A 24,493-nucleotide genomic window follows, 5' to 3' on the forward strand; every position below is an offset into this window, starting at 1 on the left:
GCACGTCAGTGGAAGTCGCGCGACGTCGTCGCGACCTGGAGCGAGAGCGGGGCGAGGTGCTCCGCGACGAGGTTCGTGGCGCCGTCGGCCCGTTCGAGCCGCCCGCGCACGACGAGCGCCGCGGACCCGCGCGCGACCTTCCGGAACCGCTGCCACAGCCCGGGCGAGCACACGACGTTGAGGATGCCCGTCTCGTCCTCGAGCGACAGGAACGTCACGCCCCCGGCCGTCCCGGGGCGCTGGCGGTGCGTGACGACGCCGCCCACCGCGACGCGCGACGACGGGTGCGGGCGCGTCCCCGGCACCTCGCCCGCCGCGCGCTCCGCCTCGTCGACCTGCTCGATCTCGCGCGACACCTCGACCGCGCCGACGACGGTGAGCACGCCCGCCGCGGTCAGGCCGTCGCGCACGTACTGCGTCGGGTAGGAGTCGGCGGACACGCCCGTGGCCCAGACGTCGGCGACGGCCGTCTCGACGTCCGTCATGCCGGGCAGCGCCGGGGCCTCGACCCCGACGCTCACGCCCGGCAGCGTCCCCGGGCCCTCCTGCGCGAGCGCGCCCGCCGCCCACAGCGCCTCGCGCCGCGTCACGCCGAGGCAGTCCGTCGCCCCGGCGGTCGCGAGCCCCTCGAGCTGGGTCGTGGTGAGGTCGACGCGTCGCACGAGGTCGCGCAGGTCGCTGAACGGCCGTCCCTCCCCCTGCGCCCCGCGCGCCGCGACGACGCGCTCGGCCGCGTCCTTGCCGAGCCCACGCACGCTCGCGAGCCCGAGCCGCACGGCGAGCGTGAGATCGGGCTCCGGCCCGAACCGGGTGTCGATCCGCACCTCCCCGCCGACCATGCGGTCGCTGCCCGTCCGGAGGCCAGGACGGTCGGTATCCGCAGGGTCGGCGGGCGCAGCCGCACGGTCGGCCGGCAGCCGCTCGACCGTCGCCTCGACGTCGGACGCGTCGACGTCGGGGCGCAGCACGGTGACGCCGTGGCGGCGCGCGTCCGCCACGAGCGACTGGGGCGAGTAGAACCCCATGGGCTGCGCCGCGAGCAGGCCCGCGTAGAACGCGGCGGGGTGGTGCACCTTGAGCCACGAGCTCGCGTAGACGAGGAACGCGAACGAGTACGCGTGCGACTCGGGGAACCCGAAGTCGGCGAACGCCTTGAGCTTGTCGTAGATCTCCTCGCGCACGGCCGGGTCGGTGACCCCCTTCTCCCGCATCCCGTCCATGAGCCGCCCGCGCAGCTCCTCCATGCGCTCGACGGACCGCTTGGACCCCATCGCGCGCCGGAGCTGGTCGGACTCCTTGGGCGAGAACCCCGCGACGTCGATCGCCATCTGCATGAGCTGCTCCTGGAACAGCGGCACGCCGAGCGTCTTGCCGAGCGACTTCTCCAGCAGCGGGTGCAGGAACGTCACCTTCTCCCGCTTGCGCGCCCGGTTGATGTACGGGTGCACGGACCCGCCCTGGATCGGCCCGGGGCGGATGAGCGCGACCTCGATGACGATGTCGTAGAACGTCCTCGGCCGCAGGCGCGGGAGCGTCGCCATCTGCGCGCGCGACTCGACCTGGAACACGCCCACGGTGTCGGCCGCGCACAGCAGGTCGTACACCGCCGGGTCGTCCTCGGGCAGCGTGTGCAGCGCGAGGCGCGGGCCGCCCTCGTGCCGCTCGACCAGGTCGAACCCGATGCGCAGCGCCGTGAGCATCCCGAGGCCCAGGAGGTCGAACTTCACGAGCCCCGCGTCCGCGCAGTCCTCCTTGTCCCACTGCAGGACCGTGCGGCCCTCCATGCGCGCCCACTCGACGGGGCACACCTCGATGACGGGGCGGTCGCACATGACCATGCCGCCCGAGTGGATGCCCAGGTGCCGCGGGAGCCGCAGCATCCGGTCGGCGAGGTCGAGCACCGCGTCGGGGATCTCGCCCTCCTGCGCGGCCGACGGCGGCCGGTGCGCGGGCACGACGTCGTGCGTGTCGTCCGCGCGCAGGACCTCGCCCTCGTCCACGGCGAGCGGGTCGACGACGCGCCCGCCCCGACCGCTCAGGTCGGGCGACCAGTCGCGGCTCCCCCACAGCCGCGCCGTCGCGGCGTCCTTCCGGGCGGTCCGCGTCGTGACCGCCGACGCGGCCGGGCTCGTGGACCCCGGGGTCTTCGCCGCGATCGCCCGCTCCTTCGCCGCCCGGTCGGCCGCGGGCGACGACGGGTCGGGGCCGCGCAGCGACCCCCACCGCTCGATCGACTTGCTCCACGCGTCGGCCTGCCCGACGTCGTACCCGAGCGCGCGGGCCGCGTCGCGCACCGCGGACTTGGGCCGGTAGGAGATGACGTTCGCGACCTGCGCGGCGTGCGTGCGCCCGAACTTCCCGTAGACGTGCTGGATGACCTCCTCGCGCCGCCCCGACTCGATGTCGACGTCGATGTCCGGCGGGCCGTCGCGCTCGGGCGCGAGGAAGCGCTCGAACAGCAGGCCGTGCTTCACCGCGTCGACGGCCGTGATGCCGAGCGCGTAGCAGACCGCGGAGTTCGCGGCCGACCCGCGGCCCTGCGCGAGGATCCCGTTCACCCGGCAGAACTCCACGAGGTCGTAGACGACGAGGAAGTACCCCGGGAAGTGCAGGTCCTCGATGACCCGCAGCTCGTGGTCGATCTGCGCCCACGCGCCCGTGATCTTCTCCTGGTCGCGCGGCCCGTACCGGTTCTCGCCGCCGCGCCGCACGAGCTCGCGCAGCCAGGTCGCCTCGGTGTGCCCGTCCGGCACGGGGTACGGCGGGAGGTCGGGCGCGACGAGGTGCAGGTCGAACGCGCACTCGTCCCCCAGCGCGGCCGCGGTCGCGACGGCCTGCGGGTGCCGGTGGTGGCGCGCGAGCATCTCCGCCGCCGAGCGCAGGTGCGTCGTCGGGGCGCCGGGCAGCCACCCGTCGAGGTCGTCGAGCGACGAGCGGGCGCGCACCGCGGCGAGCGCCCCCGCGAGGTCGGCGTCGCGCGGGTTGGCGTAGTGCGCGGCGGTCGTCGCGACGAGCGGCAGGCGGGCGTCCGCGGCGAGGTCGGCGAGCGCCGCGTGCAGGTCGGCGTCGCGCGGGTCGTCGGTCGCGGTGATCTCGACCGCCACGTTGTCCGCGCCGAAGACGGCGACGAGCCGGTCGAGCTCGCGGCGCGCCGCGGCGCGTCCGGCGGTGACGAGCGCCCGCCGGACGGAGCCCTTGCGGCAGCCGGTGAGCACGAGCCACTCGCCCGCGCCCTGCGCGGCGAGCACGTCGAGGTCGTAGCGGGCGGCGCCCTTGGTCCCGGTCGCGAGGTGCGCGGTGGCGATCGCGCTCGACAGGTTGCGGTAGCCCTGCGCCCCCCGCGCGAGGACGAGCAGGTGGGTCGAGCGCGGGTCGGGCAGGCCGGTGGGCGGGTCGAGCACGGGCAGTCCCGCGGGCGTCCGCCCGTCGTCGACGACGGGCAGGTGCAGCTCGGCGCCGAAGATCGTGGGCAGCCCGACCTTGCGCGCCGCCTCGGCGAAGCGCACGACGCCGTACAGGCCGTCGTGGTCGGTGACCGCGAGCGCCGACAGCCCGAGCCGCGCGCCCTCGGCGGCGAGCTCCTCGGGGTGGGACGCGCCGTCGAGGAAGCTGAACGCGGAGTGGGCGTGCAGCTCGGCGTACCGGGGAGCGGTCGTCCGGTCAGTCATAGAGGCCCTCCACGGTCCAGCGCCCGCGGGCGCTCGCGAGGAGGAGCCCGCGGCCGTCGTCGAGCAGGACCTGCACGTGCACCCGGCGCCGCGGCGCGGGGGTCCACCAGCGCTCGGCGAGCGGCCACGGCCCGGCCCAGTCCACGACGGCGCGCACCGACCCGGGGCCGGGCAGCGTCCCCTCGCGTCGAGGCGGCGCCGGGCGGCGCGCGCCCGCCTCCGGCGCAGCGGTGGGCCACCGCACGGTGACGGGCTCGCCGCTCATCGCGAGGCGCGCGTCGACGACGACGGGTCGCTCCGCGGCGTCGAGCACGACGACGTCCTGCGGCTCGACGGGCACGACCGCCGGCGCGGGGCTCGGCAGCGCCCCGGGCCACGGCAGGGCCGGGTCGCGCGGGCGTGCGACGTCCTCCCCGAAGGGCACGAGGTGCACGCGGTCGGTCGCGTCGCGACCGCCCTGGACCTCGACGCGCAGGACGGCGTCGCCGCCGAGGATCCCCTGCACGCGCCCGAGCGCGCGGTGGGCGCGCGCGTCCTCCCCGCTCGACGCGCCCCACAGGCGCGGCTGCTCCGCCCCCGCGGGGACGACCTCCTCGGCCGTGAGGGACAGGCGGGCCAGCGGCGCGACGCCCGGGACGACGTCGGCCCCGCCGGGCGACCCGTGCTCGCCGCCACGACGCCCGGCCCGGGCCGCGCGCCCGGCGCGGACGGACGTGGTGGTGAGCCAACCCTCGAGCTGCCACCGGACCTTGTCCGTGAGGCGCGCCGGGCTCATCGCGCCCGGCCCGTCGAGCCGCCAGGTGCGTTCGAGGTCGTCGCCCTCGACGGTCCGCGCGGTGATGCGCAGGCGCCCGGCGACGAGCGAGCGCGCGACGAGCTGGTCGTGCAGGTCCTCGGAGAGCCGCCGCGCGGCGAAGGTCGCGACGTCGACGCGCTCGGCGGGCGGGTCGAGCTCGGCGCTCACCGCGACGTCGGGCTCGACGCGGCGCCGCGCGGGCGGGCGCAGGTCCTCGCCGCGCGCGAGCCGGTGCGCCCACGCGCCGAGGTCGCCGAACCGCCCCTCGACGGTCGCGGGCGGCAGGGCCGCGAGCGCCCCGAGGGTGCGCACGCCGAGCCGGCCCAGGAGGTCCACGAGCTCGTCGATCGCGACGGCGGCGTCGGGACGCGTGGCGACGTGCGCGAGGTCGCGCGCGGGCCGCGGCGCGAGGAACGCGGCCGAGCCACCGGGGACCACGACGGCGGCGTCCCGCGCGGCGAGCACGGCCGCGAGGATGCCGTCGGCGACGCCCACCTGGCTCTCGTGCCCGGTGCGCTCGGCGACGCGCGCGACGAGCGCCTCCGCGAGCGCTGCGTCGGACCCGTGGTACCGGCTCGCCCCGGCGGCGGGCAGGAGCAGCAGGCCGGGCCGGGTGATCTCCAGGCCGGCGACGACGGTCTCGGCCGCGAGCGCGACGGGCTCGAACTCGCGGGCGTCGCGCGCGTCGTCGACGTCGAGCAGCTCGAGCTCGGGGCAGCACTCGCGGGCCCGGCGGCGGCGCATACCCCGGCGCACGCCCTGGGCGCGCGCGGTCGCGGAGACGGCGACGACGCGGCGGCCGTCGTGCGTCGCGGCGGGGAGGTGCGCGGGGACGTCGCGCACCGCCATCGCCGCGAGCACCGGCCAGTCCGGCACCCACAGGGCCGCCGTGCGGGTCGGGCTCGTGCTCATCCGACGAGCCGGAGCCGGGAGGGCCGGTCGGGGTCATCGACGTGGGCGGGGACGGGGCCGGCGTCGGCGGCACCGGTCTCGGCGGCGGGCCGGGTGCCCCGGGCGTCCTCGGCGAGGAACGCCGGCCAGTCCTCGTGGGCGAGCGGGAGCTCGACCTCGACCCGCGTGGGGCGTGCGGCACCCCCGCGGCCCGCGCGCTCGACGACGAGGGTGCGGCGGCGCAGCCAGCCCGCCCCACGGTCCGCTCCGGACCAGCCGCCGCCCGTCACGGTGAGCGCGACGTGCGCGCCCGGCCACGCCGTGGCTGCGACGAGCAGCGCCCCGCGCTCGCGTGCGCGGCCCGTGAGGCGGCGCCGGTCGGTGTCGGTGAGGGCGGCGTCGGGCCCGACGACCACGACGTCCAGGCCGTCGACGAGCGCCGCGATCGCGAGCGCCGCGTCCGGCCCGGGCCGCGGGACGAGGACGACGCGGTCGAGGTCCGCGCCGACGTCGGCGGCCGCGAGCAGCCCGACCGCGGGGAACCCGACGGCGGCGGTCCACGCCCCGGCCCGCGACGGTCGTGCGACGAGCGCGAGCAGGAGGCTCGTCGACCCGCGCACCGCGACCACCGTGCCGCGCTGGAGCCCGCCGAGCGGCAGGAGCGGGACGAGCGCGTCGTGCACCGGCCACGCCCGCTCGTCCGGGATCGCGTCCCGCATCGCGACGCGGCGGCCGCGGGAGCGCGCCGGGCGCTCGGCCGGCGCGACAGGGGCCGGCCGAGCGACCTCCGGCGAGGAGACGTCGGCGCGCGGGACGTCGGCGCGCAGGACCGTGTCGGCGAGCGGGACCGTGTCGGCGAGCGGGGCGGCGACCGGTGCTGCCGGGACCGCGGGGGCGGCGACCGGGCGGTGTCGGCGGACGCCCGTACGCTCCTCCGCACGGCGCAGGACGGCGCGGGCGCGCTCGGCCTTGTCGGAGGCCGCGGCCGTCGGGCCTGGTGTCCCCGCCCGTTCGGCGGGGTCGGCGAGAAGGGTCATCTCGCCTCCCGGGATGCTGCTCGGACGGGACGCGCACCGCGCGTCGACTGCTGGGGGCGTCGTTCTGCACCCACTATCGTTCGAACAGACGTTCGAACACTTCCAGTGAACGACCGCCGCCGCGGGGTGTCAACTCCGCAGGTGAGAGCCGTCGGCTTCGTCCGAGATGCCCGCCACGACCCTCGACCCGCGCTCGAGGGTTGACCGCAACCCTCGACCTCTACCTGAACCTCCTCCCGCGCCGAACAGGGGGTCGCAGACCGTCCGGCGTACCGCACGGGCTGCGACCGCATGCTCGGCGGGCGGAGGCGCATGCTCGGCATCCGACCCCCGCCGCACGCGGAGCCCCGGGATGGCAGGCTGACGCCATGGACGCCCGCACGACGCTGCCCACGCTCGGCTCGCTCACCTGGGAGCCGGCCCTCGACCACCTCGACCTCGTCGCCCCCACCACCGCCGACGCGCTGCGCCGCTGGGCCGAGGCCGACCCGGACGTCGCGGCGCTCGTCGCCGTGACGGAGATCGACCCCGACCTCGCGGACACCGCGACGCTCAACGCCGCGTTCGACCTGCCCGTCGAGGCGTCGGCGAACTGCGTCGTCGTGGGCGGCGCGCGGGCGGGCGACGAGCGCATCGCCGCCGCCGTGGTGCGCGCGCACACGCGCGCCGACGTCAACACGCGCATCCGCAAGCTCCTCGACGTGCGCAAGGCGTCGTTCCTGCCGACCGACCGCGCGACGGCCGAGTCCGGCATGGAGTACGGCGGCATCACGCCCGTCGGGCTCCCGGACGGGTGGCGCGTGCTCGTCGACTCGCGCGTCGTGACCGACGGCGCGCCCGCGCTGATCGGCAGCGGCGTGCGGCGCTCGAAGCTGCTCCTGCCCGGCGACCTGCTGGCACGCCTGCCCGGCGTCGAGGTCGTCGAAGACCTGGCCGTCCCGATCGCCTGACCGCGCCCCTCCCGCCGAGCACGACCTGAGAGGCGCCCTGGGCGCCCCCGCCGACCCTGAGGTCGTGCTCGGTGGTCAGTCCTCGAGGACGACGAGCCGCTGCGTCGCGCGCGTCATCGCGACGTAGCGGTCGACGGCACCCTCGACGCCGTCGCCGAACGCCTGCGGGTCCACGAGCACGACGAGGTCGAACTCGAGGCCCTTCGCCGTCTCGGGCGTGAGCACCCGCACGCGCGACGCCCCGTCCTCGTCGAGCCGCGCCGAGACCGGCTCGGTCGACGCCGCGACGGAACCCGCGCCGCCGATCACGCAGGCCGTGCCCTCGGCGTGCTCGGCGAGCCAGCCGTCGAGCACCACGTCGAGGTCCGCGACCGAGCCGTAGGCGACCGGCACGCCCGTGCTGCGCACCGACGTCGGGACGTTGGCGTCTGGGAGCGCGGCCCGGATGACGGGCTCCGCCGCCGCCATGACCTCCTGCGGCGTGCGGTAGTTGACGCTCAGAGACGCCTCCGCGACCCGGTCGAACCCGACGCGCCCGAGCCGCTCGCTCCACCCCTCCGCGAACCCGTGACGGGCCTGCGCGCGGTCCCCGACGACCGTGACGCTGCGCGACGGGCAGCGGCTCAGGATCATCCGCCACTCGGCGTCGGTGAGCTCCTGCGCCTCGTCGACGACGACGTGCGCGAACGGGCCGGCGAGCCGGTCGGGCGTGGCCGTGACCATCGCCCCCTCGTCGACGAGCGCGTCGCGCAGGTCCTGCCCCTTGAGCATCGTCATGACCATGAGCTCGCTGTCGTCGGACGCGACGAGGTGGTCGACGACGTCGTCCATGCGGGCGCGCTCGGCCGCGGCCGCGGCCTCGTTGCGGCGACGGCGGCGCGACGCCTCCGGGTCGCCCAGGCGCTGCCGGGCGGCGTCGAGCAGCGGCAGGTCCGCCGTCGTCCACGCCTGCGCGTCCGCACGCTGGAGCGCCCGCACCTCCTCGGGCGTGAGCGACGGCACGCACAGGCGCAGGTAGGCGGGCACCGACCACAGGTCGGCCACGAGGTCCGTCGCCTCGACGAGCGGCCACGCGCGGTCGAACGCGGCGCCGAGCGCGCGGTGGCCGCGCAGGGCGCGGCGCACGTCGTCGGCCGACAGGCCCCCGGCGTCCTCCGAGGCTCCCTCGCCCACCGTCTTGTCCACGAGGATCTCGACGAGAGCGGCCCAGACGTCGTCGCGCGCCTCGTTGTGCGGGGTGCCCGGGTCGACGGACTCGAACGCCTCGGCCCAGTCGGCCGTCGAGAGCCAGACGTCTGCCCACGGCGTCTCGACCTCCATCCCCTCCGCGGGCGGACGCTCCGAGAAGCGCACGGCCGGCTCGATCGCGGCGACCAGCTCGGCGGACGCCTTGAGGCGCGCCACCTCGGGGTCGGTCTCGGGGCGCGCCGCCGCGCCCTCCGGGACGAGATCGCGCAGCGTGCAGGTCTGCACGCCCTCCTCGCCGAGCCCGGGCAGCACGTCGGCGACGTAGGAGAGGTACGGGCGGCTCGGCCCGACGACGAGCACGCCCCCGTGCCCGCCGCCCACCTGGGGATCGGCGTAGAGCAGGTAGGCGGCGCGGTGCAGCGCCACGACGGTCTTGCCCGTGCCGGGGCCGCCGTCGACGACGAGAGCGCCCCGCGAGCCCGCGCGAACGATCGCGTCCTGGTCCGCCTGGATCGTGCCGAGCACGTCGCGCATGCGCGGCGACCGGCTCGCGCCGAGGCTCGCGACGAACGCCGACTGGTCGTCGAGCGCCGCGCCCGAGCCCGCGCCGTCGGGCACGAGCTCCTCGTCCCAGTAGTCCGTGACGCGACCGCGCGTCCACCGGTAGCGGCGTCGCGCCGCGAGGCCGAGCGGGTGCGCGGGCGTCGCGGCGAAGTACGGCTCGGCCGCGGGCGAGCGCCAGTCCACGAGCAGCCGCTCCCCCGCCGGGTCCGTGAGGCCCACGCGCCCGACGTAGACCGGGGCGGAGCCGTCGGCGAACGTCATGCGGCCCAGGCACAGGTCGACGCCGTAGCGCTGGAGCAGCCGCAGGCGACCGCTGAGGCGGTGGATCTCCTGGTCGCGCTCGAGCGCCTCGGTGCCGCTCCCGCCGGGCGCGCGGCGCGCCGCGTCGAGGCGCTGCGAGAGGTCCCCGACGGAGTGCTCGAGGCTCGCCGCGATCGCGGCGAAGTGCCGCTCGTCGGCTGCGACCAGGGCGGGGTCGGCCTTCGCGGCGAGCCGCTCGGGGAGGTCGAAGGTCTGGGCGGCGCCCGGGTTCGGACGTGCGGTCGGGTCGGTCGTGCGGTCGGCGGTCACGGGGGCGTCGGGCAACGTCATCAGCTCCGGTCCGAGGTCGATCGGGACGGCACGGACCGACGACGGTCCACGCACGAACGGAGATTCTGCGCCCCCAGGGGGGCCTTGCCGCAAGACCCCCCGTGCGCTATACCTTGGAAAGGGAGGCCGGTCGGCCTCCTTTCCCGTTCCCGTCCAGACCACGGTCGGACCGGCGATCGCGCGCCGAGATGCGAGAAGTGGCCCCTCACCGTCCTTGGTGAGGGGCCACTTCTCTGATCTCGTGGGGGCGCGTCAGCTCTCGGCGCGGCCCTCGCGCCAGTAGCCCATGAACGCGACGGCGCGGCGGTCGACGCCGAGGTCGGTGACGAGGTGGCGGCGCAGCGTCTTGATCGCGCTCGCCTCGCCCGCGAGCCACGCGTAGAGGACGGTGTCCTCCTCGAGCAGCCCCGGGACCTCCCAGAGGATCGACGCGTCGACGTCGACGTCCTCGAGGTCCTCGGCGGTGCGGCACTGGGCAGGCGGGTCCGTCCCGAGGACGCCCGCGCCGAGGATGCGCTCGGCCGCCTCCTTGACGGCGGGCACCAGGCGCGCGCCGTGGGCGTCGTGCGGACCGCCGGGGACGTCGTCGCGGGCCAGGAACGTCACGCGCACCCCGGGCGGCGTGACGAGGTCGCGCGCGTCGCCGACGTGCGGCACCTCGACGTAGACCTCGCCCCACGCGTCCGCGGGCAGGTCCTCGCAGATCGCGGCGATCGCGGGCAGCGCGGTCTCGTCGCCCGCGAGCAGGAGCGCGTGCGGGCGCGTCGGCGGCCGGAACTCGATGCCGCCGACCGGGCCGTCGAACGTCGCGTCCGGGCCGAGCAGGACGAGCGGCGTGCCGACCTCGGCGGACAGCGCCCAGCGCGAGGCGGGGCCGGCGTCGCCGTGCAGGACGACGTCGACGTCGACCTCGCGCGCCTCGGGACGTACCGCGACGGTCGTGTACGTGCGCAGCGGGTTGCGCCGCTCCTCGGGCTGGTCGCGCCACGCGGCGTACCACTCGTCGGCGTCGCGCACGAGGTGCTCGTAGCCGCCGTCGGGTGCGGGCAGGACGAACTTGATCCGCACGTCGAGGCCGGGGTCGCCGAAGAGGTCGAGCTCCGGGCCGGTGAACGTGAACCGGCGGAAGCTCGGCGTGAGCTGCTCGACGCGCGCCACCTCGACGTCGAAGAAGCGCCACGGCGCGGTCGCCCGGGCGACGGGACGACGGGCTCGGGTGCGGGGCGCGGCGACGGTCTGGCTCACACAGGTGAGGCTAACCTACGCACCCGCAGCGGGGTCAACCCGTCCGGGCCTCGGATCCCGCCCCCGCACGGTGAGACGCGTCACGCCCCCCGGCCGCGGCTGCGCCACAGCAGGTAGACGAAGTAGGGCGCGCCCAGGAGCGCCGTGCCGAGACCCGCGGGGATCTGCTCCGGCGCGATGACGACGCGGCCGAGCGTGTCCGCGACGGACACCAGGAGCGCGCCGAGCAGCATCGCGACCGGGACGACGCGACCGTGCCGCGCGCCGACCAGCGCCCGTGCGGCGTGCGGCGCGACGAGGCCCACGAACGCGAGCGCCCCGATCGCGCACACGGCGGCGGCCGTGAGCAGCGCCGCGGCCGCGAGCAGGAGCAGGCGCGTGCGGTCGAGCGCGACGCCGAGGACGCGCGGGGTGTCGTCGTCGAGCGCCAGCACGTCGAGGTCGCGACGGTAGACGGCGGTGAGGGGCGTGAGCACGAGCAGCGCGAGCGCGACCGGGATGAGCTGCTCGAGCGTGCGCCCGTACGTGGAGCCCGAGAGCCAGGTGAGCGCGAGGTTGACGTCCCACGGCGCCACGACGACCACGAGGAGCGTGATGAGCGCCATCACGCCGGCCTGGGCGCCGATGCCGATGAGCACGAGGCGGTCGGAGCTGAGCCCGCCGCGGTAGGACAGCCCGTAGACGAGGCCGAACACGGCGAACGCCCCGGCCGCCGCCGCGGCGGACATGGGCCAGATCCCGACGCCGGGGACGAGGAGGATCATCGTCACGGCGCCGAGGCCGGCACCTGAGGTCACGCCGAGCAGGCTGGGCTCGGCGAGCGGGTTGCGGCACACGGCCTGCACGATCGTCCCGGCGAGCGCGAGCGCCGCCCCGGCCAGGAGCGCGGCGAGGACGCGCGGGAAGCGCTGGTCGAGGACGAACGTCACGTGCCGTCCGGCGAGCCCGTTCCACCAGTTGGCGACGTCGCCCAGCAGCACGACCCGGTCGCCGAGCAGCAGGCCCGCGACCGTGGCCGCGGCGACGGCGAGCGACAGCACGACGACGACCACGAGCACGGCCCGGCGCGAGCGCGGGCGGGACAGCGACCCGTGCGCGCCGCGCGACGACGCCGGCCCGGAGTCGCGCAGGCGCCGCGCGAGCCAGATGAGCAGGATCGCGCCGAGGACGGTCGTCACGATGCCGGTCGGCACCGCGATGGACAGCATGCCCGGCAGCAGCAGGCGGAGCAGGACGTCGGCGCCGAGGACGACGACCACGCCGGTGATCGCCGCGAACGGCAGGAGCAGCACGTGCCGCCCGAGCCCGGGCACCCGGCGCGCGACGAGCCGCGCCACGACCGGTGCGGCGAGGCCGACGAACCCGACCGGTCCCGCGACCGTCACCGCGATCGAGGCGAGCAGCACCGCGACGAGGACGGACAGGACGCGCGTGCGGCGCACGTCGACGCCGAGGACGGTCGCGGCGTCGTCCCCGAGACCGAGGAGGTCGAGACGGCGCGAGAGGAGGAGCGCGGCGAGGACGCCGACCACGACGACGGGCGTCGCCATCGAGACCGTGCGCGTGCCCGACTGGACGATGGACCCGCTCCCCCACGCGAACAGGCCCATCGTCTCCTGCTCGAACAGCACGAGGAGGACCATCGTCAGGGAGTGCAGCGCGAGCATGATCGCCGACCCGGCGAGCACGAGCCGGGTCGGGCCGTCGGCGCCGCCGCGTGCGAGGACGAGCACGAGACCGGCAGCGGCGAGCCCGCCGAGGAAGGCCAGCCCGCCCTGGAGGTAGAACGGGATCGAGATGCCGAACGCCGCGACGACGACGACCGTGAGGTAGGCGCCCGCGTTGACCGCGAGCGTGTCGGGCGACGCGAGCGGGTTGCGCGCGACCGACTGGAGCACGGCACCGGCGACGCCGAGCGCGACGCCCAGCAGCAGGCCGGCGAGGAGCCGCGGCACGCGCGAGGCGACGAGGACGGCGACCGTCTGGTCGACGCCGTCGCCCCCGGTCGCCAGGCGCAGCAGGTCGAGCGGGCCGACGTCGGCCGTGCCCTGCGTGAGGTGCACGGCGGCGAGCACCGCGGCGACCACGACCGCCACGACGAACGCCCCCGCGATCCCGAGGCGCGACGTCCTCGGGCGGGGCACGGTCGTCGCCGGGCCGGTGCCGTCGCTCGCGCGACCGCCGTCGGCGGTGCCGTCGGTGCCCGGGACGACGGCCGGAGCCGGGTCCTCCAGGAGGAGGGTGTCCGGCTCCGCCGTCGTGCGCTGCTCGCGCCGCGTCACGGTGTCCTCGTCAGCACTGTGGTTCTCGTCAGCCTTCTCGTCGTCCGGGCGCGACCGCGCCCGGTGGTGGTGCGGACCGGTCTCAGGCGGCCGTCAGCGCGTCCACGACCGCGTCGGCGTAGGCCGCCGCGGACAGCGGGCCGCCGAACATCCAGATGCCGTCGGGCAGACGGTGCACGTCCCCGGCCGTGACGAACGGGAGCTGCTCCCACACGGCGTTCCCGGCGAGGCCCTCCTCGAACGGGTTGGCCTCGGACTCGCTCGCGACGTAGAGGAACTGCACGTCGCCGAGCTGGGTCAGGCCCTCGACGTCGGTCTGCGCGAGGCCGTAGTCCGGGTCGCCGCCCTCGGTCCACGCGTTGACGAGCCCGAGCTCCTCGCCGATCGCGCCGAAGAACGAGCCGGGCGTGTACATGCGGATCGAGACCGCGCCGTTGGCGATCCAGCCGTCGGCCATGGCGAAGTCGACGCCGCCGACCCCGGCCTCGTCGAGCGCCGCGGTGGCCTCGGCGATCTTCGCGTCGTAGGTCTCGAGCGCCGCGGCGGCCTCGTCCTCGCGGCCCGTCACGGTGCCGAGCGTCTCGACCGTGGAGCGCATGTAGCCGATCGGGTCCTCGCCGTCGGAGCCGCGCAGCGCGAGCACGGGCGCGACCTCCTCGATCTGGGCGATGACGTTCTCGGGCAGGTCCGTCGTCGTGACGACGAGGTCCGGCTCGAGCGCGGAGATGGCGTCGAGGCTGGGCTCGCCGCGCGTGCCGACGTCGGGCGTGCTCGCGTCGATCGGCGCGACCGTGTCCCACGTGTTGTAGCCCTCGACGTCGGCCTGGCCGACGGGCTCGACGCCGAGCGCGACGAGGTTCTCCGTGAGACCCCACTCGAGCGAGACGATGTCGGTGGCCGGGGCGTCGAGCGTGACCTCGCCGCGCTCGTCGGTGACGGTGACCGGGCCGGACGCGGCGTCGGTCGTCGCCTCGGCGTCGCCGTCGGCCGCAGGGTCCTCGGTCGTGCCGCACGCGGTGAGCGCGAGCGCTGTGGCGAGCGCGAGGGCGCCCGCGGCGAGGGAACGGGTGGTCGAGCGCATGGGTGTCCTTCGGTTGCGGTCGGTGCCCGGGCGTGCTCCGTCGGGGCGGGGCCGGTGGCCGCGCGTCGGGGCCGGGCGATGGGTCGGTGGAGGTACGTCGGGGGTGGTGCGGGTCAGACGAGGACGGCGGTGTCGAGGCGCGCCGCATGCCGGCCGAGCGGCTCGCAGCACGTGCGCCCCGTGAGGGGGTGCGTGTAGACGTCGACGTGGATGCCGTAGACCTCGGTGAGGAGCTCGGACGTCAGGACCTCGTCGGCGGGTCCCGTGGCGCGGACGACGCCCGAGTGGAGCAGGACGACGCGGTCGGCGACGGCGGCCGCATGGTTCAGGTCGTGCAGCACGACGCCCACGGCCACGCCGTGCTCGCTCGCGAGGTCGCGCACGAGGTCGAGCAGCTCGACCTGGTAGCGCAGGTCGAGGTACGTCGTCGGCTCGTCGAGCAGGAGCACCTGCGTGTCCTGCGCGAGGCACGTCGCGAGCCACACGCGCTGCAGCTCACCGCCGGAGAGCTCGTCGACGCCGCGGTCGGCCATCGCCGTGATGCCCGTGACGTCCATGGCGTGCGAGATCGCGCGCGGGCCGTCGGGGTCGTTGGCGCGGAAGCGGCCGCGGTAGGGGTGGCGCCCGTAGGCGACGACGTCGCGCACGCTCACGCCCGACGGCGTGGGCCGGCTCTGCGACAGGAGCGTCACCCGCCGGGCGAAGTCCTTGGGGTGCAGGGCGAGCGCGTCGGGCGCGTCGTCGAGCGCGACGGTCCCGGCGTCGGGGCGGTGCAGACGCGCGAGCGAGCGCAGGAGCGTCGACTTGCCCGAGCCGTTCGGGCCGATCAGGGCCGTGACGGCCCCCGGTGCGAGCTCGAGCGCGGCGCCGTGCACGACGGTGCGCGCGTCGTAGGACAGCCGCAGGTCGTGCCCGGCGAGGGCCGGGGCGCCGGGCGCTCCGGCCGGGCTCGGGACAACTGAGGTTCCACTCACATAGGTGAGGCTAATCTATGCCGGCGGGTCGGAACCAGCCCCTCCGACGCGTGTGACGCGGTTCACGAGCGACGTGGCTCGTCAGTCCTCGACCGTCCGCGCGGCGCGGCGTCGCGGCTCCGCCGCGCCCGCCGTCGGGGGCGTGGTCCTCGTCGGCCGCGTGGGCGCGCGTCGGGGAGGCGTGGTGCTCCCCGCCCAGCGCGACACGGACGACCAGCGCCCGGTGGTCGGACAGGCCCGTGTCGACCGCGACCCCGGGCTCCGTCGGGCGCACGGCGCCGTGGGCGAGCACGTGGTCGAGCTGGCGCGCGGGCTCGCCGACCGGGAACGTCGCGGCCGAGGCCAGCGGGCGCCACCCGCTCGTGCGGGCCGCCTGCGGGGCCTCGATGTTGAGGTCGCCCAGGAGCACGACCGGCTCGCCGTCGAGGGTCTCCGCGGCGAGCGACCGGGTGAGCCGCACGAGCTGCGTGAGGTTGCGCCCCGGCACGAAGGTCAGGTGCGTGCACGCGACGGTCAGCGGACCGCCCGGGGCCTCGACGCGTGCCACCAGCGCCGCGCGCGGCTCGTCGCGCACGAGCGTCGGCAGGCGGCTGCCGGGGAACCGGACCGGCACGCGCGTGCGGGGCGCGGGCAGCAGGACGGTGCGCCACGCCGTGACGGGGTACCGGCTCACGACGGCGATCCCGTAGGCGGCCCGGCCGGGCTGGTGCTCCCCCGTCGGTGCGGTCCACACGCCCGGCTCGCCCACGAGTGTCGCGACGAACCGGTGGTCGACGGCGCCGACTGCCTCCGCCGCGACCGCCGTGAGGTCGGCGCGGTGCGAGCGTGGCTGGTCCCGGTCCACCTCCTGGAGCGCGAGCACGTCCGCGTCGAGGTCGCGGACCGCGCCGGCGAAGCGGTCGACGTCGACCCGGTCGTCGACGAGCGACCGCCCGTGCAGGATGTTGAACGTCGCGAGGCGCACCCTCCTGATTCTGGGCACGGCGGTGCGGGGTCGCACGCGCTCCGGTCCTCGCCGCCCTGGCGCGCGCGGCGCGTCCGGTGCGGCCCGCGCGACGTGCCAGCACACCGGGGGTGGTGTAGACCCTGGGCATGGTGGACGACAGGGACGCGCTGCACGACGGCCTCCGCATGACCGCCGCGGCGCTCGCCGAGGCCGAGATCCCGCACGCGCTCGTCGGCGGGTACGCCGCGTGGGCGCGCGGCGCGCCGGAGCCGAGCCACGACGCGGACTTCGCGATCCGCGAGGTCGACGTGGACCGCGCACGCGAGGTGCTGCGCGAGGCGGGGCTCGAGATCACGGAGCCGACGGAGAACTGGCTCTTCAAGGCGTACCACGGCGGCGAGCTCATCGACATCCTCTACCGGATGGTCGGCGAGCCGATCGACGACGACCTCCTCGACCGCACCGACGAGCTCGAGGTGCTCGCGGTCCGCATGCCCGTGCTCTCGGCGACCGAGATCATGACGTCGAAGCTGCGCGTCGTCGGCGAGCACTACTGCGACTTCTCGCGGCTGCTGCCGGTCGCGCGCGCGATGCGCGAGCAGATCGACTGGCCCGAGGTCCGCGCGCGCGTCGACGACAACCCGTACGCGCGCGCGTTCCTCTTCCTCCTCGACGAGCTCGGCGTGGTGGACGCGGAGCAGATGGAGGACGCCTCGCTCGGCGGGCGCCGCGCGTCGGCGGAGCCGGCGTCCGGGGACCCGTCGAACGCCCTGGAGTGAGCGCGGCGCGTTCGTCCGGTCGCCCGCCGCGCGCGAGGCGGGCCCCCGCGCCATCCTGGTGCGATGACCGCGCACGCCCCGACCGGATCGGGACCCGAGACCGTCGACGTGCGCCGCGCCGTCGTCGACCTCGACCCGGAGGGCGCCGTCGCGGCCGTCCTCACCGCGGGACGGCTCGCGTGAGGGCGCCGCGGTGGGCGGGGACGCTGCGGCTGCGCGACCGCGCGGCCGACTACGCGTACGTGGCGGCCCGCCAGGCCGCGGGTGCCGTGCGGCCTCGACGCCCCGTCCCGCGCGGACCGGGCGGCAGCGGACCCGTCGTGCTGCTCCCCGGCGTCTACGAGACGTGGCAGCTCCTCGCGCCCGTGGCGACGGCGCTCGCGCGGGCCGGGCACCCCGTGCACGCGGTGCCAGGCCTCGGGTACAACCGGCGCCCCGTCGCCGACGCCGCCGGGCGCACCGCCGCGTTCCTCGTGACGGCCGACCTGCACGACGTCGTCCTCGTCGCGCACAGCAAGGGCGGTCTCGTGGGCAAGCGCGTCATGCTCTCGCCCGCCGGGTCGCGCGTGGCCGGCATGGTCGCCGTCGCGACGCCGTTCAACGGTTCCAGCTACGCGCGCTATCTCCTGGGCCGGACGCTGCGCGCGTTCTCGCCGCGGGACGCGGCGCTGCTCGCGCTCGCCGCGGAGCACGAGGTCGACGCCCGGATCGCCGCCGTCTACCCGCGCTTCGACCCGCACATCCCCGAGACCGGCCGGCTCGAGGGCGGGCGGAACGTCGAGCTGCCCCTCGCGGGCCACTTCCGCCCGCTCGGCGACCCGTCGCTCGTCGAGGTCGTGGTGCGGGAGGTCGACCGGTTCGCCCGGTCCGCCTCCCGCGACTGAGCGGCGACGTCAGGCCGAGCCGGACGGCGCGTCCACCGTGACCCGCGCGAGCTCCTGCGTGCACCGGGTCATCGCGACGTACAGCCCGTTCCAGCCGCGCGGCTCGGCGGCGATGCCGTCCGGGTCGACGACGACCACCGCGTCCCACTCGAGCCCCTTCGCCTCCGACGTGCTGAGGACGGGGACGTCGTGGACGGCGACGCCCAGGTGCGCGAGCCGGCCGCGCGGCGACACGACGCCGACGGAACCGCCGTCGTAGCGCTCCGCGAGGCGCGCGACCTCGGCGGCGACCGCCGCGCCGAGCGCCGCGTCCGACGTACCGGCGGGCACGACGACGTCTCGCGGCGCGACCCCCGCGTCGCGCACCGCGCGGGGCGGCGCGTTGCGGCTGCCCGCCGCGCGCAGCACCGGCCCGACGAGCTCCATGACCTCGCGCGGCGTGCGGTAGCAGATCGTCAGGTCGGCGCGGTGCCAGCGGTCGCCGAAGACCGGGCCGACGACGTCCGCCCAGTCCGCGTGGCGGTGCGGCGCCTCGGTCTGGTCGACGTCCCCGACGGCGGTCACCGACCGGGTCGGGCAGCGGCGCAGCACCATGTGCCACTGCATGGGCGAGAGCTCCTGCGCCTCGTCGACCACGACGTGCCCGTAGACCCAGTCGCGGCGCGTCGCCGCACGCTGCGCGAGGAACTCGCCCTGCTCGCCGGGCGCGCCCGGGGTGCCCAGCGCGTCGGCGAGCGCGTCGAGGAGCGGGACGTCGCTCGGCGCGAGCGCGGCGGGCTCGCCCGTCACGAGGCCGATCTCCGCGGGCGAGAGCTCGAGCGCGTGCCGTGCGAGCAGCGTGGCGTCGCCCAGCAGGTCCGCGAGCGCCGTGCGGGCGTCCGCGACCGGCCACCAGGCATCGACGACGGCCGCGAACCCGGCCTCGCGCGCAAGATCACTGCGGATCCGCTCGAGGTCGTCCTCGGTGAGCTCGCCGTCGACGTCACCGCCGCGCGCGCCGGTCGTCGGGGCGCGGTCGTCGCGCGCGGCGAGCCCGGCGTCGAGCGTCCCGAGCACGTCCTCGTACCCCTCCTCGACGCGTTCGAGCAGCTCGGCGTGGCGTGCCGCGGCCTCGTCGACGAGCGCGTCGAGCAGGAGGTCTACGGCCCGGCGCCGCGCGGCGAGCACGCTCCGGCCGCCCGCCCGGGCCGCGCGCAGGACCTGCCCGACCCGGGCGGTGTCGAGCGTGAGCGGCTCGCCGTCGAGGCGCACGGTGAGCGCCCGCGCCTCCGGGACGAGGGAGTCGGCGTACCGGGCGACGACGTCCTGCCAGAGCGCGCGGCCCTTGAGCTCGGCCACGTCGCGCGACTCGTCGCGCTCGGGCGCGACGCCGGGGAGGAGCGTGTCGCACGTGGCCGACACGACCGCCGTCTCGCCGAGCGCGGGCAGCACCTGGGCGACGTACTCGAGGAACCGCGACGACGGGCCGAGCAGGAGCACGCCGCGTTCCGCGAGGTGCGGGTGCGCGAACAGCAGGTACGCGACGCGGTGCAGCGCGACGACCGTCTTGCCCGTCCCCGGGCCGCCCTGCACGACGAGCGTCTGCTCGGCCGGGGCGCGCACGATCGCGTCCTGCTCGACCTGGAGCGTCGCGACCGCGGTGCCCATGCGGCCGGTCCGGCGCTCGGAGAGCGCGGCGAGCAGCGCGCCCTCGCCGACGAGGCCGTCCTCGTCGTCCGCCCCGTTCGCCGAGCCGTCGAGCGGCTCGTCGTCCACGCCGGTGACCCGGTCCCCCGCGGTCCGCACGTGCCGGCGCCGCGCGAGGCCCAGCGGCTCGCGCGCCGTCGCGGTGTAGAAGGCGCGCGCGCCCGGGGCACGCCAGTCGAGCACGAGCGGGTCGGCGTCGTCGTCGGACGCGGCGATGCCGACGCGCCCCACGTGGCGCGTGACCCCGTCCACGGTGTCGACGCGGCCGAAGACGAGCCCGCTCTCCGACCGCTCCAGCTCGGTGCGCCGACGGCGCAGCCCCGCGCGCCGCGAGCGCTCGACGACGTCCTCGGCGCCGGGCAGGTCGGGGTCGGCGGGGAGGGCGAGCCGGGCGTCCAGCTCGGCGAGGAGCTGCGTGCGACGCACGAGCGCGGCGTCGAGGTGCTGCTGCTCCTCGGCGACCGCGAGCGTCGCGGCGTCGGACGGAGCGGCGTGGGACGGAGCGGTGTCAGAAAGGGACGGGGAGGGCTGGGCCGGCACGGAACCTCTTCTCGTACGACGTACGGACACGGGCCCAACGCGCCGCCACGCCCGGTTGTTCCCGGACGCCGGGAACTGTCGCCCGACGCGGTCGGCGGCTCAGGGCACGCGCGTCGCCCAGAACGCGACGGCCGACGCCGCAGCGACGTTGAGCGAGTCCACTTCCCCGGCCATGGGGATCGTCACGACCCGGTCGGCTGCCTCGATCGCCCCGCGCGACAGGCCGTCGCCCTCCGTGCCGAGCACGAGCGCGAGCCGCTCGGGCGGGTCGGCCACGACGTCGTCGAGGCTCACCGCGTCGTCCGCGAGCGCGAGCGCCGCGACGGTGAACCCCTCGTCGCGCAGCACGTCGAGCCCGCCCGGCCACGTCTCGAACCGCGTCCACGGCACCTGGAACACCGTGCCCATGCTCACGCGCACCGAGCGCCGGTAGAGCGGGTCCGCGCATCGGGGCGAGACGAGCACGGCGTCCACCCCGAGCGCGGCCGCCGAGCGGAAGATCGCGCCGACGTTGGTGTGGTCGACGATGTCCTCGAGCACGGCGACGCGCCGCGCCCCGGTGCCGCCGCGGGCGCCACCGAGCAGGTCGTGCACGGTCGCGAGCGGCGGGCGGTGCATCGCCGCGAGCGCCCCGCGGTGGAGGTGGAAGCCGGTGATCGCCTCGAGCACGTCGGGCGCGCCGACGTAGACCGGGACCTGCTCGCCCGTGCCGCCGGGCGCGTCGTCGACGGGCAGCGCCGCGATGTCGTCGGCGAGGTCGTCGAGCCAGCGCTCGGCCATGAGGAACGACCGCGGCCGGTGCCCGGCGGCGAGCGCGCGCCGGATGACCGTCGAGCTCTCCGCGATGTAGAGGCCCTTCTCCGGCTCGTGCTTGGACCGCAGCGCGACGTCGGTCAGCCGGTTGTAGTCCGCGAGGCGGTCGTCGGCGGGGTCGGTGACGTGCACGACGTGCGGGGTCTCGGAACTCACGGCCCCCATTGTCCCCGATCACCGGACCGCGACGGCCTCCTGCGGTGCGGCGGCCTGGTCCTGGGCACGCCCCCCGCCCGGGACCGGCACGCCCAGACGGTCGAGCACCGTGTCGAGCGCCTCGTGGTAGGCCCAGGCACGGAAGTACGTGCTGTGCGTCGCGACGGTGAACAGGTACGCGCCGCGGTCGACCTCGTCGGCGCCGCGGTCGACGTCGTTCGCGGTGTACGACACCACGGGGAGTCCGAGATAGTCGGTCCGACGCCAGAGGTTCACCCAGGCAGGTCCTCCGTCCGTGCTGCGCAGGAGCCGCACGAGCGTGGGCGACGCGGGGTCGAGGTGCGCGCTGCCGGGACCGCGCACGGCGTCGGACCAGGCGGCGTCGGCGGCGCGCCGCAGGCTCGTCACCGGTTCGCCGCCCGCGGGGCCCGCGCAGCGCGCTCGCTGGTAGGCCGCCTCGGCCTCGCGGGCGGTCTCCCGGCGGTCGCGCTCGGCGACGAGGTCGCCGATCGCGCTCTCGAACCGGTCGAGGACCCGGCGCTCGTCCACGAGCCTCTCCTCGGTCGCCGCGACCTCGTCGCGCCGCGCCGCGAGCAGCGCGTCGTCGCCGTGCACGGCGTCGGCGGCTGCCACGGCCTCCCGCCACGCGGCGCGCGCCCCCCGGACCCGCGCCCGCTGCTCCTCGTGCGCGGCGATCTCGCGCGACGCGACCGCCCCCCGTCGCTCCCGAGGCGGGAGCTCGAGCAGCGCGGCCCGCAGCAGCGAGCGCGCGCTCGACGTCTGCCGGACCCACGGGTCCCCGCGCCACCGGGGCGCGCCGCACGGCGGGGTGCCGAGCACCTGCGGTCCCAGCAGGGACGGGAAGAACCGCCCGAAGTACGCACGCAGCTGGACGCCGTAGGTGACGACGCCGAGGCGCCCGTCGCCGTCGGTCCGGGGCGCGGGCTCGCGGGCGTCCCCCGTCCGGACGGGGTTGCCCGCGCGACCGAGCACGACGGCCGTCGCGATGACGGCCCCCAGCGAGTGCGCGGAGAGCACGACGCGACGCCCCTGCGCGGCCGCCGTGCGCTGCTCGACCGGCAGGTCCGCGGCGGCGAGCCACGACTCGACCCGGGCCGCGACCTCGGGGACGGTCCGCTCGGCGTAGCAGGGCGGACCGAACGGGTGCGCGCTGCGCGGGAGGAAGCACATGAGGTCCCACAGCAGGCCCCAGGGTCGGGCGAACCCGTCGGACCCCGCCGCGACGAAGCTCGCGACGAGCGCGGCCGCGAGCGCCCCGACGAGCGGGACGGAGAGGTCGGTGAGCCACGTCCCGCCGAGCACCCACACGCCGGCGACGGACTCTCCCGGGCGCCCGAGCAGGACGGTCACGACGAGCGTCGCCCACGAGGCGAGCGCGAGCACGCCCACGGCGATCTCGGCGCGGTGCGTGACGGCGGCCACCTGGCGGGTGCGCACGGCACGGCGGACGGCGAGGGGCATGTCCGCCACGCCCTGCTCGGTCCCGGCGGTCCGCTTCCGCTCCTCGTCGGCGAGGACGGCGGCGGCCCACCCGGTGGGGCCGAGGGCGTCGGACGTCGTCCCGACGGCACGTGGCAGCCAGCGCGTCGAGGACCGGACGAGGTCGTGCAGCGCGGGTGCGGCGAGGACGAGGAGTCCGACGACGGCGGTCGCGCCGAGCACGACGGCGCCGATGCCGAACTCGGTGTACGCGGAGGGGACGGGCAGCTCCTCGTAGCCGGGCACGGTCCGGACGATGTCGACGAGCAGCGCGCCCTCGGCGTCGGGCCGCGCGGCGCGCCCCCCGGTCAGGTAGACCTGGACGCCGAGGACGAGGAGGCTCGTGAGGACCGCGGCGGTCGCGGTCGCCACGAGCAGGAGGACCCCGGGGCCCGTCCCGTGCCAACCGACCCAGCGGTCCGCGCCCTGCGACCGCACCGGCCTCGCCGCCCGGCCGAGCGCGCCGACGAGCGGGACGGCGAGCACCCCGACGGCCACGAGGATCAGCGTCCGGGTCGTCGCCTCGCCGTACGTGGCGACGGCGCCCTCCGGGGTGGCGCGTCGCGCGACCGCCACGGTACCGAGACAGCCCGTGACGACCACGGGCACCGCGGACCACAGGGCCACGCGCCACCGCACCCGGCGCGCGACCTCCGGGACGCGCGGACGCCACAGGAGCGCCGCTGCGGCGATCCCGGTGAGGACGGCGCCCAGGACGGTCGGGGCGACGTCGACCCCGACGTACGACGTCGGCTCGGTGCCGCCGCGCCGCCCGCTCGACCACGCCGCGAGCGCCCACGCGACGACGGCGAGCACGAGGGTCGCGACGGCGAGCGCTCCCTTCCAGCGCGGCGGGGTCACCTGGATGCCGTCGTCGTCGTTGCGCGTGGCCACGACGACGACGGCCAGGCCGAGCACGACCGTGCCGGCCGCCACGACGGCCGTCCCGGCGGCGGTGCGGTCGCTCGTCCACGCGAGGAGGACGGCGACGAGCGCGACCGCTCCGGCGAGGTGCGCGAGGAGCGTGGCCGGTCCGGCGACCCGCCGGCTCCAGAACCCCGCCCGGTACAGCAGCGGCCCCGTGACCGACCCTCCGGTCCGCTGTCCCGCGCGCGCGATCGACACGCGCTCGTCGAACCGGACCTGCCCGGCGCGCGCGAGGAGGACCAGGCCGACGACGACGGCGACCGGGACGAGCGAGAGCACCGCGGCGCGGTCGCCCGGGGCCATGCGCGCGAGACCGTCCAGCACCGACGGCACCCGCGCACAGACCTGGACCGTGTCCGTGCCGTCGGCTCCCGGCCGCATGCACCGGGCGCCCACCATGACGACCGCGACGGTCGTGACCGCGGCGGTGAGCAGGAGCGTGAGCGCGAGGCCGAAGACGCGGACGGCCGCGGCGGTCGGCTCGGGGCGGGCGTGCGGGACGGTCTCGCCCGACGACCGGACGGGCGGGTCCTGCACCGCGCCGTCCTCGGCACCCGGGACGCGCCGCGCCCAGTAGGCGACGTTCGCGAGGCCGAACGGGACGTTCAGGGCCCAGAGCGCGCGCGTCACGCCGCGCGCGACGGCGCCGACCACACCGGCGAGGGGGAACGTGCCGAACCGCGCCATCGCGCCCCACGAGTACGCCTCGCGACGCACGTCCGCGCGGATCGCGTGGAGGTCGCCCGGGCCGACCGGGGCCGCGGGCGTGCCCGGGGCGCGGTCGCGGGCATCCACGGCCGCGGTCGGCACCCAGAAGCTGCCCAGGCCGTCGCCGTCGCACTGCTCGACCTCACCCGGCGGGAGGTCGAGCATGCCGTGCGGCGGCGTGTTCGCCACGCCGTGGATCCGCAGCTCCAGGACGTCCTGTCCGGCCGCGCCCGCGTGAGTCATCGCTCCACCTCCGACGTCGGCGTCGCACGGCTCGCCGCGCGGCG

General features: G+C 76.8%; 15 protein-coding genes. 3 read left to right on the forward strand and 12 right to left on the reverse strand.

What is annotated here, in order from left to right; genetic code table 11:
* Positions 1–5: 5 nt before the first annotated feature.
* The 3 genes from ACN9MS_RS11870 to ACN9MS_RS11880 are packed head-to-tail and all read right to left on the reverse strand — an operon-like array spanning position 6 to position 6,392.
* Positions 6–3,668 carry an error-prone DNA polymerase gene (locus ACN9MS_RS11870; RefSeq protein WP_426308798.1) on the reverse strand — a complete coding sequence of 1,221 codons (3,663 nt, stop codon included), beginning with the start codon at positions 3,666–3,668 and terminating at the stop codon, positions 6–8.
* Positions 3,661–5,376: a DNA polymerase Y family protein gene (locus ACN9MS_RS11875; RefSeq protein WP_426308799.1), complete on the reverse strand. Its 1,716-nt coding sequence runs from the start codon at positions 5,374–5,376 to the stop codon at positions 3,661–3,663. The genes ACN9MS_RS11870 and ACN9MS_RS11875 overlap by 8 nt, the downstream gene beginning before the upstream one ends.
* Positions 5,373–6,392 (reverse strand): hypothetical protein, encoded by a 1,020-nt coding sequence (locus tag ACN9MS_RS11880; protein WP_426308800.1) that lies wholly within the window; start codon positions 6,390–6,392, stop codon positions 5,373–5,375. The genes ACN9MS_RS11875 and ACN9MS_RS11880 overlap by 4 nt, the downstream gene beginning before the upstream one ends.
* A 368-nt stretch (positions 6,393–6,760) precedes the next feature.
* Here ACN9MS_RS11880 and ACN9MS_RS11885 point away from each other — a divergent pair, with 368 nt between their 5' ends.
* Positions 6,761–7,342, forward strand: coding sequence for a YbaK/EbsC family protein (locus ACN9MS_RS11885; RefSeq protein WP_426308801.1), 582 nt, complete (start codon positions 6,761–6,763; stop codon positions 7,340–7,342).
* A gap of 75 nt (positions 7,343–7,417) precedes the next feature.
* Here the strand turns inward: ACN9MS_RS11885 and helR are convergent, their stop codons facing one another.
* The 6 genes from helR to ACN9MS_RS11915 form a co-directional block, all read right to left on the reverse strand.
* A complete protein-coding gene (gene helR, locus ACN9MS_RS11890) occupies positions 7,418–9,685 on the reverse strand; it encodes an RNA polymerase recycling motor ATPase HelR (protein WP_426308802.1) in 2,268 nt (755 codons plus the stop codon).
* A 252-nt stretch (positions 9,686–9,937) separates the two neighbouring features.
* The gene (locus ACN9MS_RS11895) at positions 9,938–10,930 is read right to left on the reverse strand and encodes a siderophore-interacting protein (RefSeq protein WP_426308803.1); all 993 of its coding nucleotides are present in this window, start codon (positions 10,928–10,930) and stop codon (positions 9,938–9,940) included.
* A gap of 80 nt (positions 10,931–11,010) precedes the next feature.
* Positions 11,011–13,074 carry an iron ABC transporter permease gene (locus ACN9MS_RS11900; protein ID WP_426311889.1) on the reverse strand — a complete coding sequence of 688 codons (2,064 nt, stop codon included), beginning with the start codon at positions 13,072–13,074 and terminating at the stop codon, positions 11,011–11,013.
* A 220-nt stretch (positions 13,075–13,294) separates the two neighbouring features.
* A complete protein-coding gene (locus tag ACN9MS_RS11905) occupies positions 13,295–14,293 on the reverse strand; it encodes an ABC transporter substrate-binding protein (protein WP_426308804.1) in 999 nt (332 codons plus the stop codon).
* Positions 14,294–14,406: 113 nt separating this feature from the next.
* Complete coding sequence (locus ACN9MS_RS11910; RefSeq protein WP_426308805.1) at positions 14,407–15,267, reverse strand: ABC transporter ATP-binding protein; 861 nt, start codon at positions 15,265–15,267, stop codon at positions 14,407–14,409.
* Between the two features lie 10 nt (positions 15,268–15,277).
* On the reverse strand, positions 15,278–16,231 hold the full coding sequence (locus tag ACN9MS_RS11915; protein ID WP_426308806.1) for an endonuclease/exonuclease/phosphatase family protein: 954 nt from the start codon (positions 16,229–16,231) through the stop codon (positions 15,278–15,280).
* 128 nt (positions 16,232–16,359) lie between these two features.
* On the opposite strand from ACN9MS_RS11915, the gene ACN9MS_RS11920 reads away from it, so the two are divergent.
* Both ACN9MS_RS11920 and ACN9MS_RS11925 read left to right on the forward strand, forming a co-directional pair.
* Positions 16,360–16,992 (forward strand): nucleotidyltransferase family protein, encoded by a 633-nt coding sequence (locus ACN9MS_RS11920; protein WP_426308807.1) that lies wholly within the window; start codon positions 16,360–16,362, stop codon positions 16,990–16,992.
* 179 nt (positions 16,993–17,171) lie between these two features.
* Positions 17,172–17,876 carry an esterase/lipase family protein gene (locus tag ACN9MS_RS11925; protein ID WP_426308808.1) on the forward strand — a complete coding sequence of 235 codons (705 nt, stop codon included), beginning with the start codon at positions 17,172–17,174 and terminating at the stop codon, positions 17,874–17,876.
* A 9-nt stretch (positions 17,877–17,885) separates the two neighbouring features.
* On the opposite strand, the gene ACN9MS_RS11930 is transcribed toward ACN9MS_RS11925, so the two are convergent.
* From ACN9MS_RS11930 to ACN9MS_RS11940, 3 genes are all read right to left on the reverse strand, one after another.
* Positions 17,886–20,102 carry a HelD family protein gene (locus ACN9MS_RS11930; protein ID WP_426308809.1) on the reverse strand — a complete coding sequence of 739 codons (2,217 nt, stop codon included), beginning with the start codon at positions 20,100–20,102 and terminating at the stop codon, positions 17,886–17,888.
* Positions 20,103–20,201: 99 nt separating this feature from the next.
* A complete protein-coding gene (locus ACN9MS_RS11935; RefSeq protein WP_426308810.1) occupies positions 20,202–21,080 on the reverse strand; it encodes a TrmH family RNA methyltransferase in 879 nt (292 codons plus the stop codon).
* A gap of 9 nt (positions 21,081–21,089) precedes the next feature.
* Complete coding sequence (locus tag ACN9MS_RS11940; RefSeq protein WP_426308811.1) at positions 21,090–24,449, reverse strand: hypothetical protein; 3,360 nt, start codon at positions 24,447–24,449, stop codon at positions 21,090–21,092.
* Positions 24,450–24,493 lie beyond the last annotated feature (44 nt).

Source organism: Cellulosimicrobium sp. E-16 (genome assembly GCF_049913115.1).
Classification (GTDB): domain Bacteria; phylum Actinomycetota; class Actinomycetes; order Actinomycetales; family Cellulomonadaceae; genus Cellulosimicrobium.

What these genes read in the sequence shown, in the direction of transcription:
- ACN9MS_RS11870 (WP_426308798.1), bottom strand. Translation starts at nt 3,668, where the DNA reads ATGACTGACCGGACGACCGCTCCCCGGTACGCCGAGCTGCACGCCCAC.
- ACN9MS_RS11875 (WP_426308799.1), bottom strand. Translation starts at nt 5,376, where the DNA reads ATGAGCACGAGCCCGACCCGCACGGCGGCCCTGTGGGTGCCGGACTGG.
- ACN9MS_RS11880 (WP_426308800.1), bottom strand. Translation starts at nt 6,392, where the DNA reads ATGACCCTTCTCGCCGACCCCGCCGAACGGGCGGGGACACCAGGCCCG.
- ACN9MS_RS11885 (WP_426308801.1), top strand. Translation starts at nt 6,761, where the DNA reads ATGGACGCCCGCACGACGCTGCCCACGCTCGGCTCGCTCACCTGGGAG.
- helR (WP_426308802.1), bottom strand. Translation starts at nt 9,685, where the DNA reads ATGACGTTGCCCGACGCCCCCGTGACCGCCGACCGCACGACCGACCCG.
- ACN9MS_RS11905 (WP_426308804.1), bottom strand. Translation starts at nt 14,293, where the DNA reads ATGCGCTCGACCACCCGTTCCCTCGCCGCGGGCGCCCTCGCGCTCGCC.
- ACN9MS_RS11920 (WP_426308807.1), top strand. Translation starts at nt 16,360, where the DNA reads ATGGTGGACGACAGGGACGCGCTGCACGACGGCCTCCGCATGACCGCC.
- ACN9MS_RS11935 (WP_426308810.1), bottom strand. Translation starts at nt 21,080, where the DNA reads ATGGGGGCCGTGAGTTCCGAGACCCCGCACGTCGTGCACGTCACCGAC.
- ACN9MS_RS11940 (WP_426308811.1), bottom strand. Translation starts at nt 24,449, where the DNA reads ATGACTCACGCGGGCGCGGCCGGACAGGACGTCCTGGAGCTGCGGATC.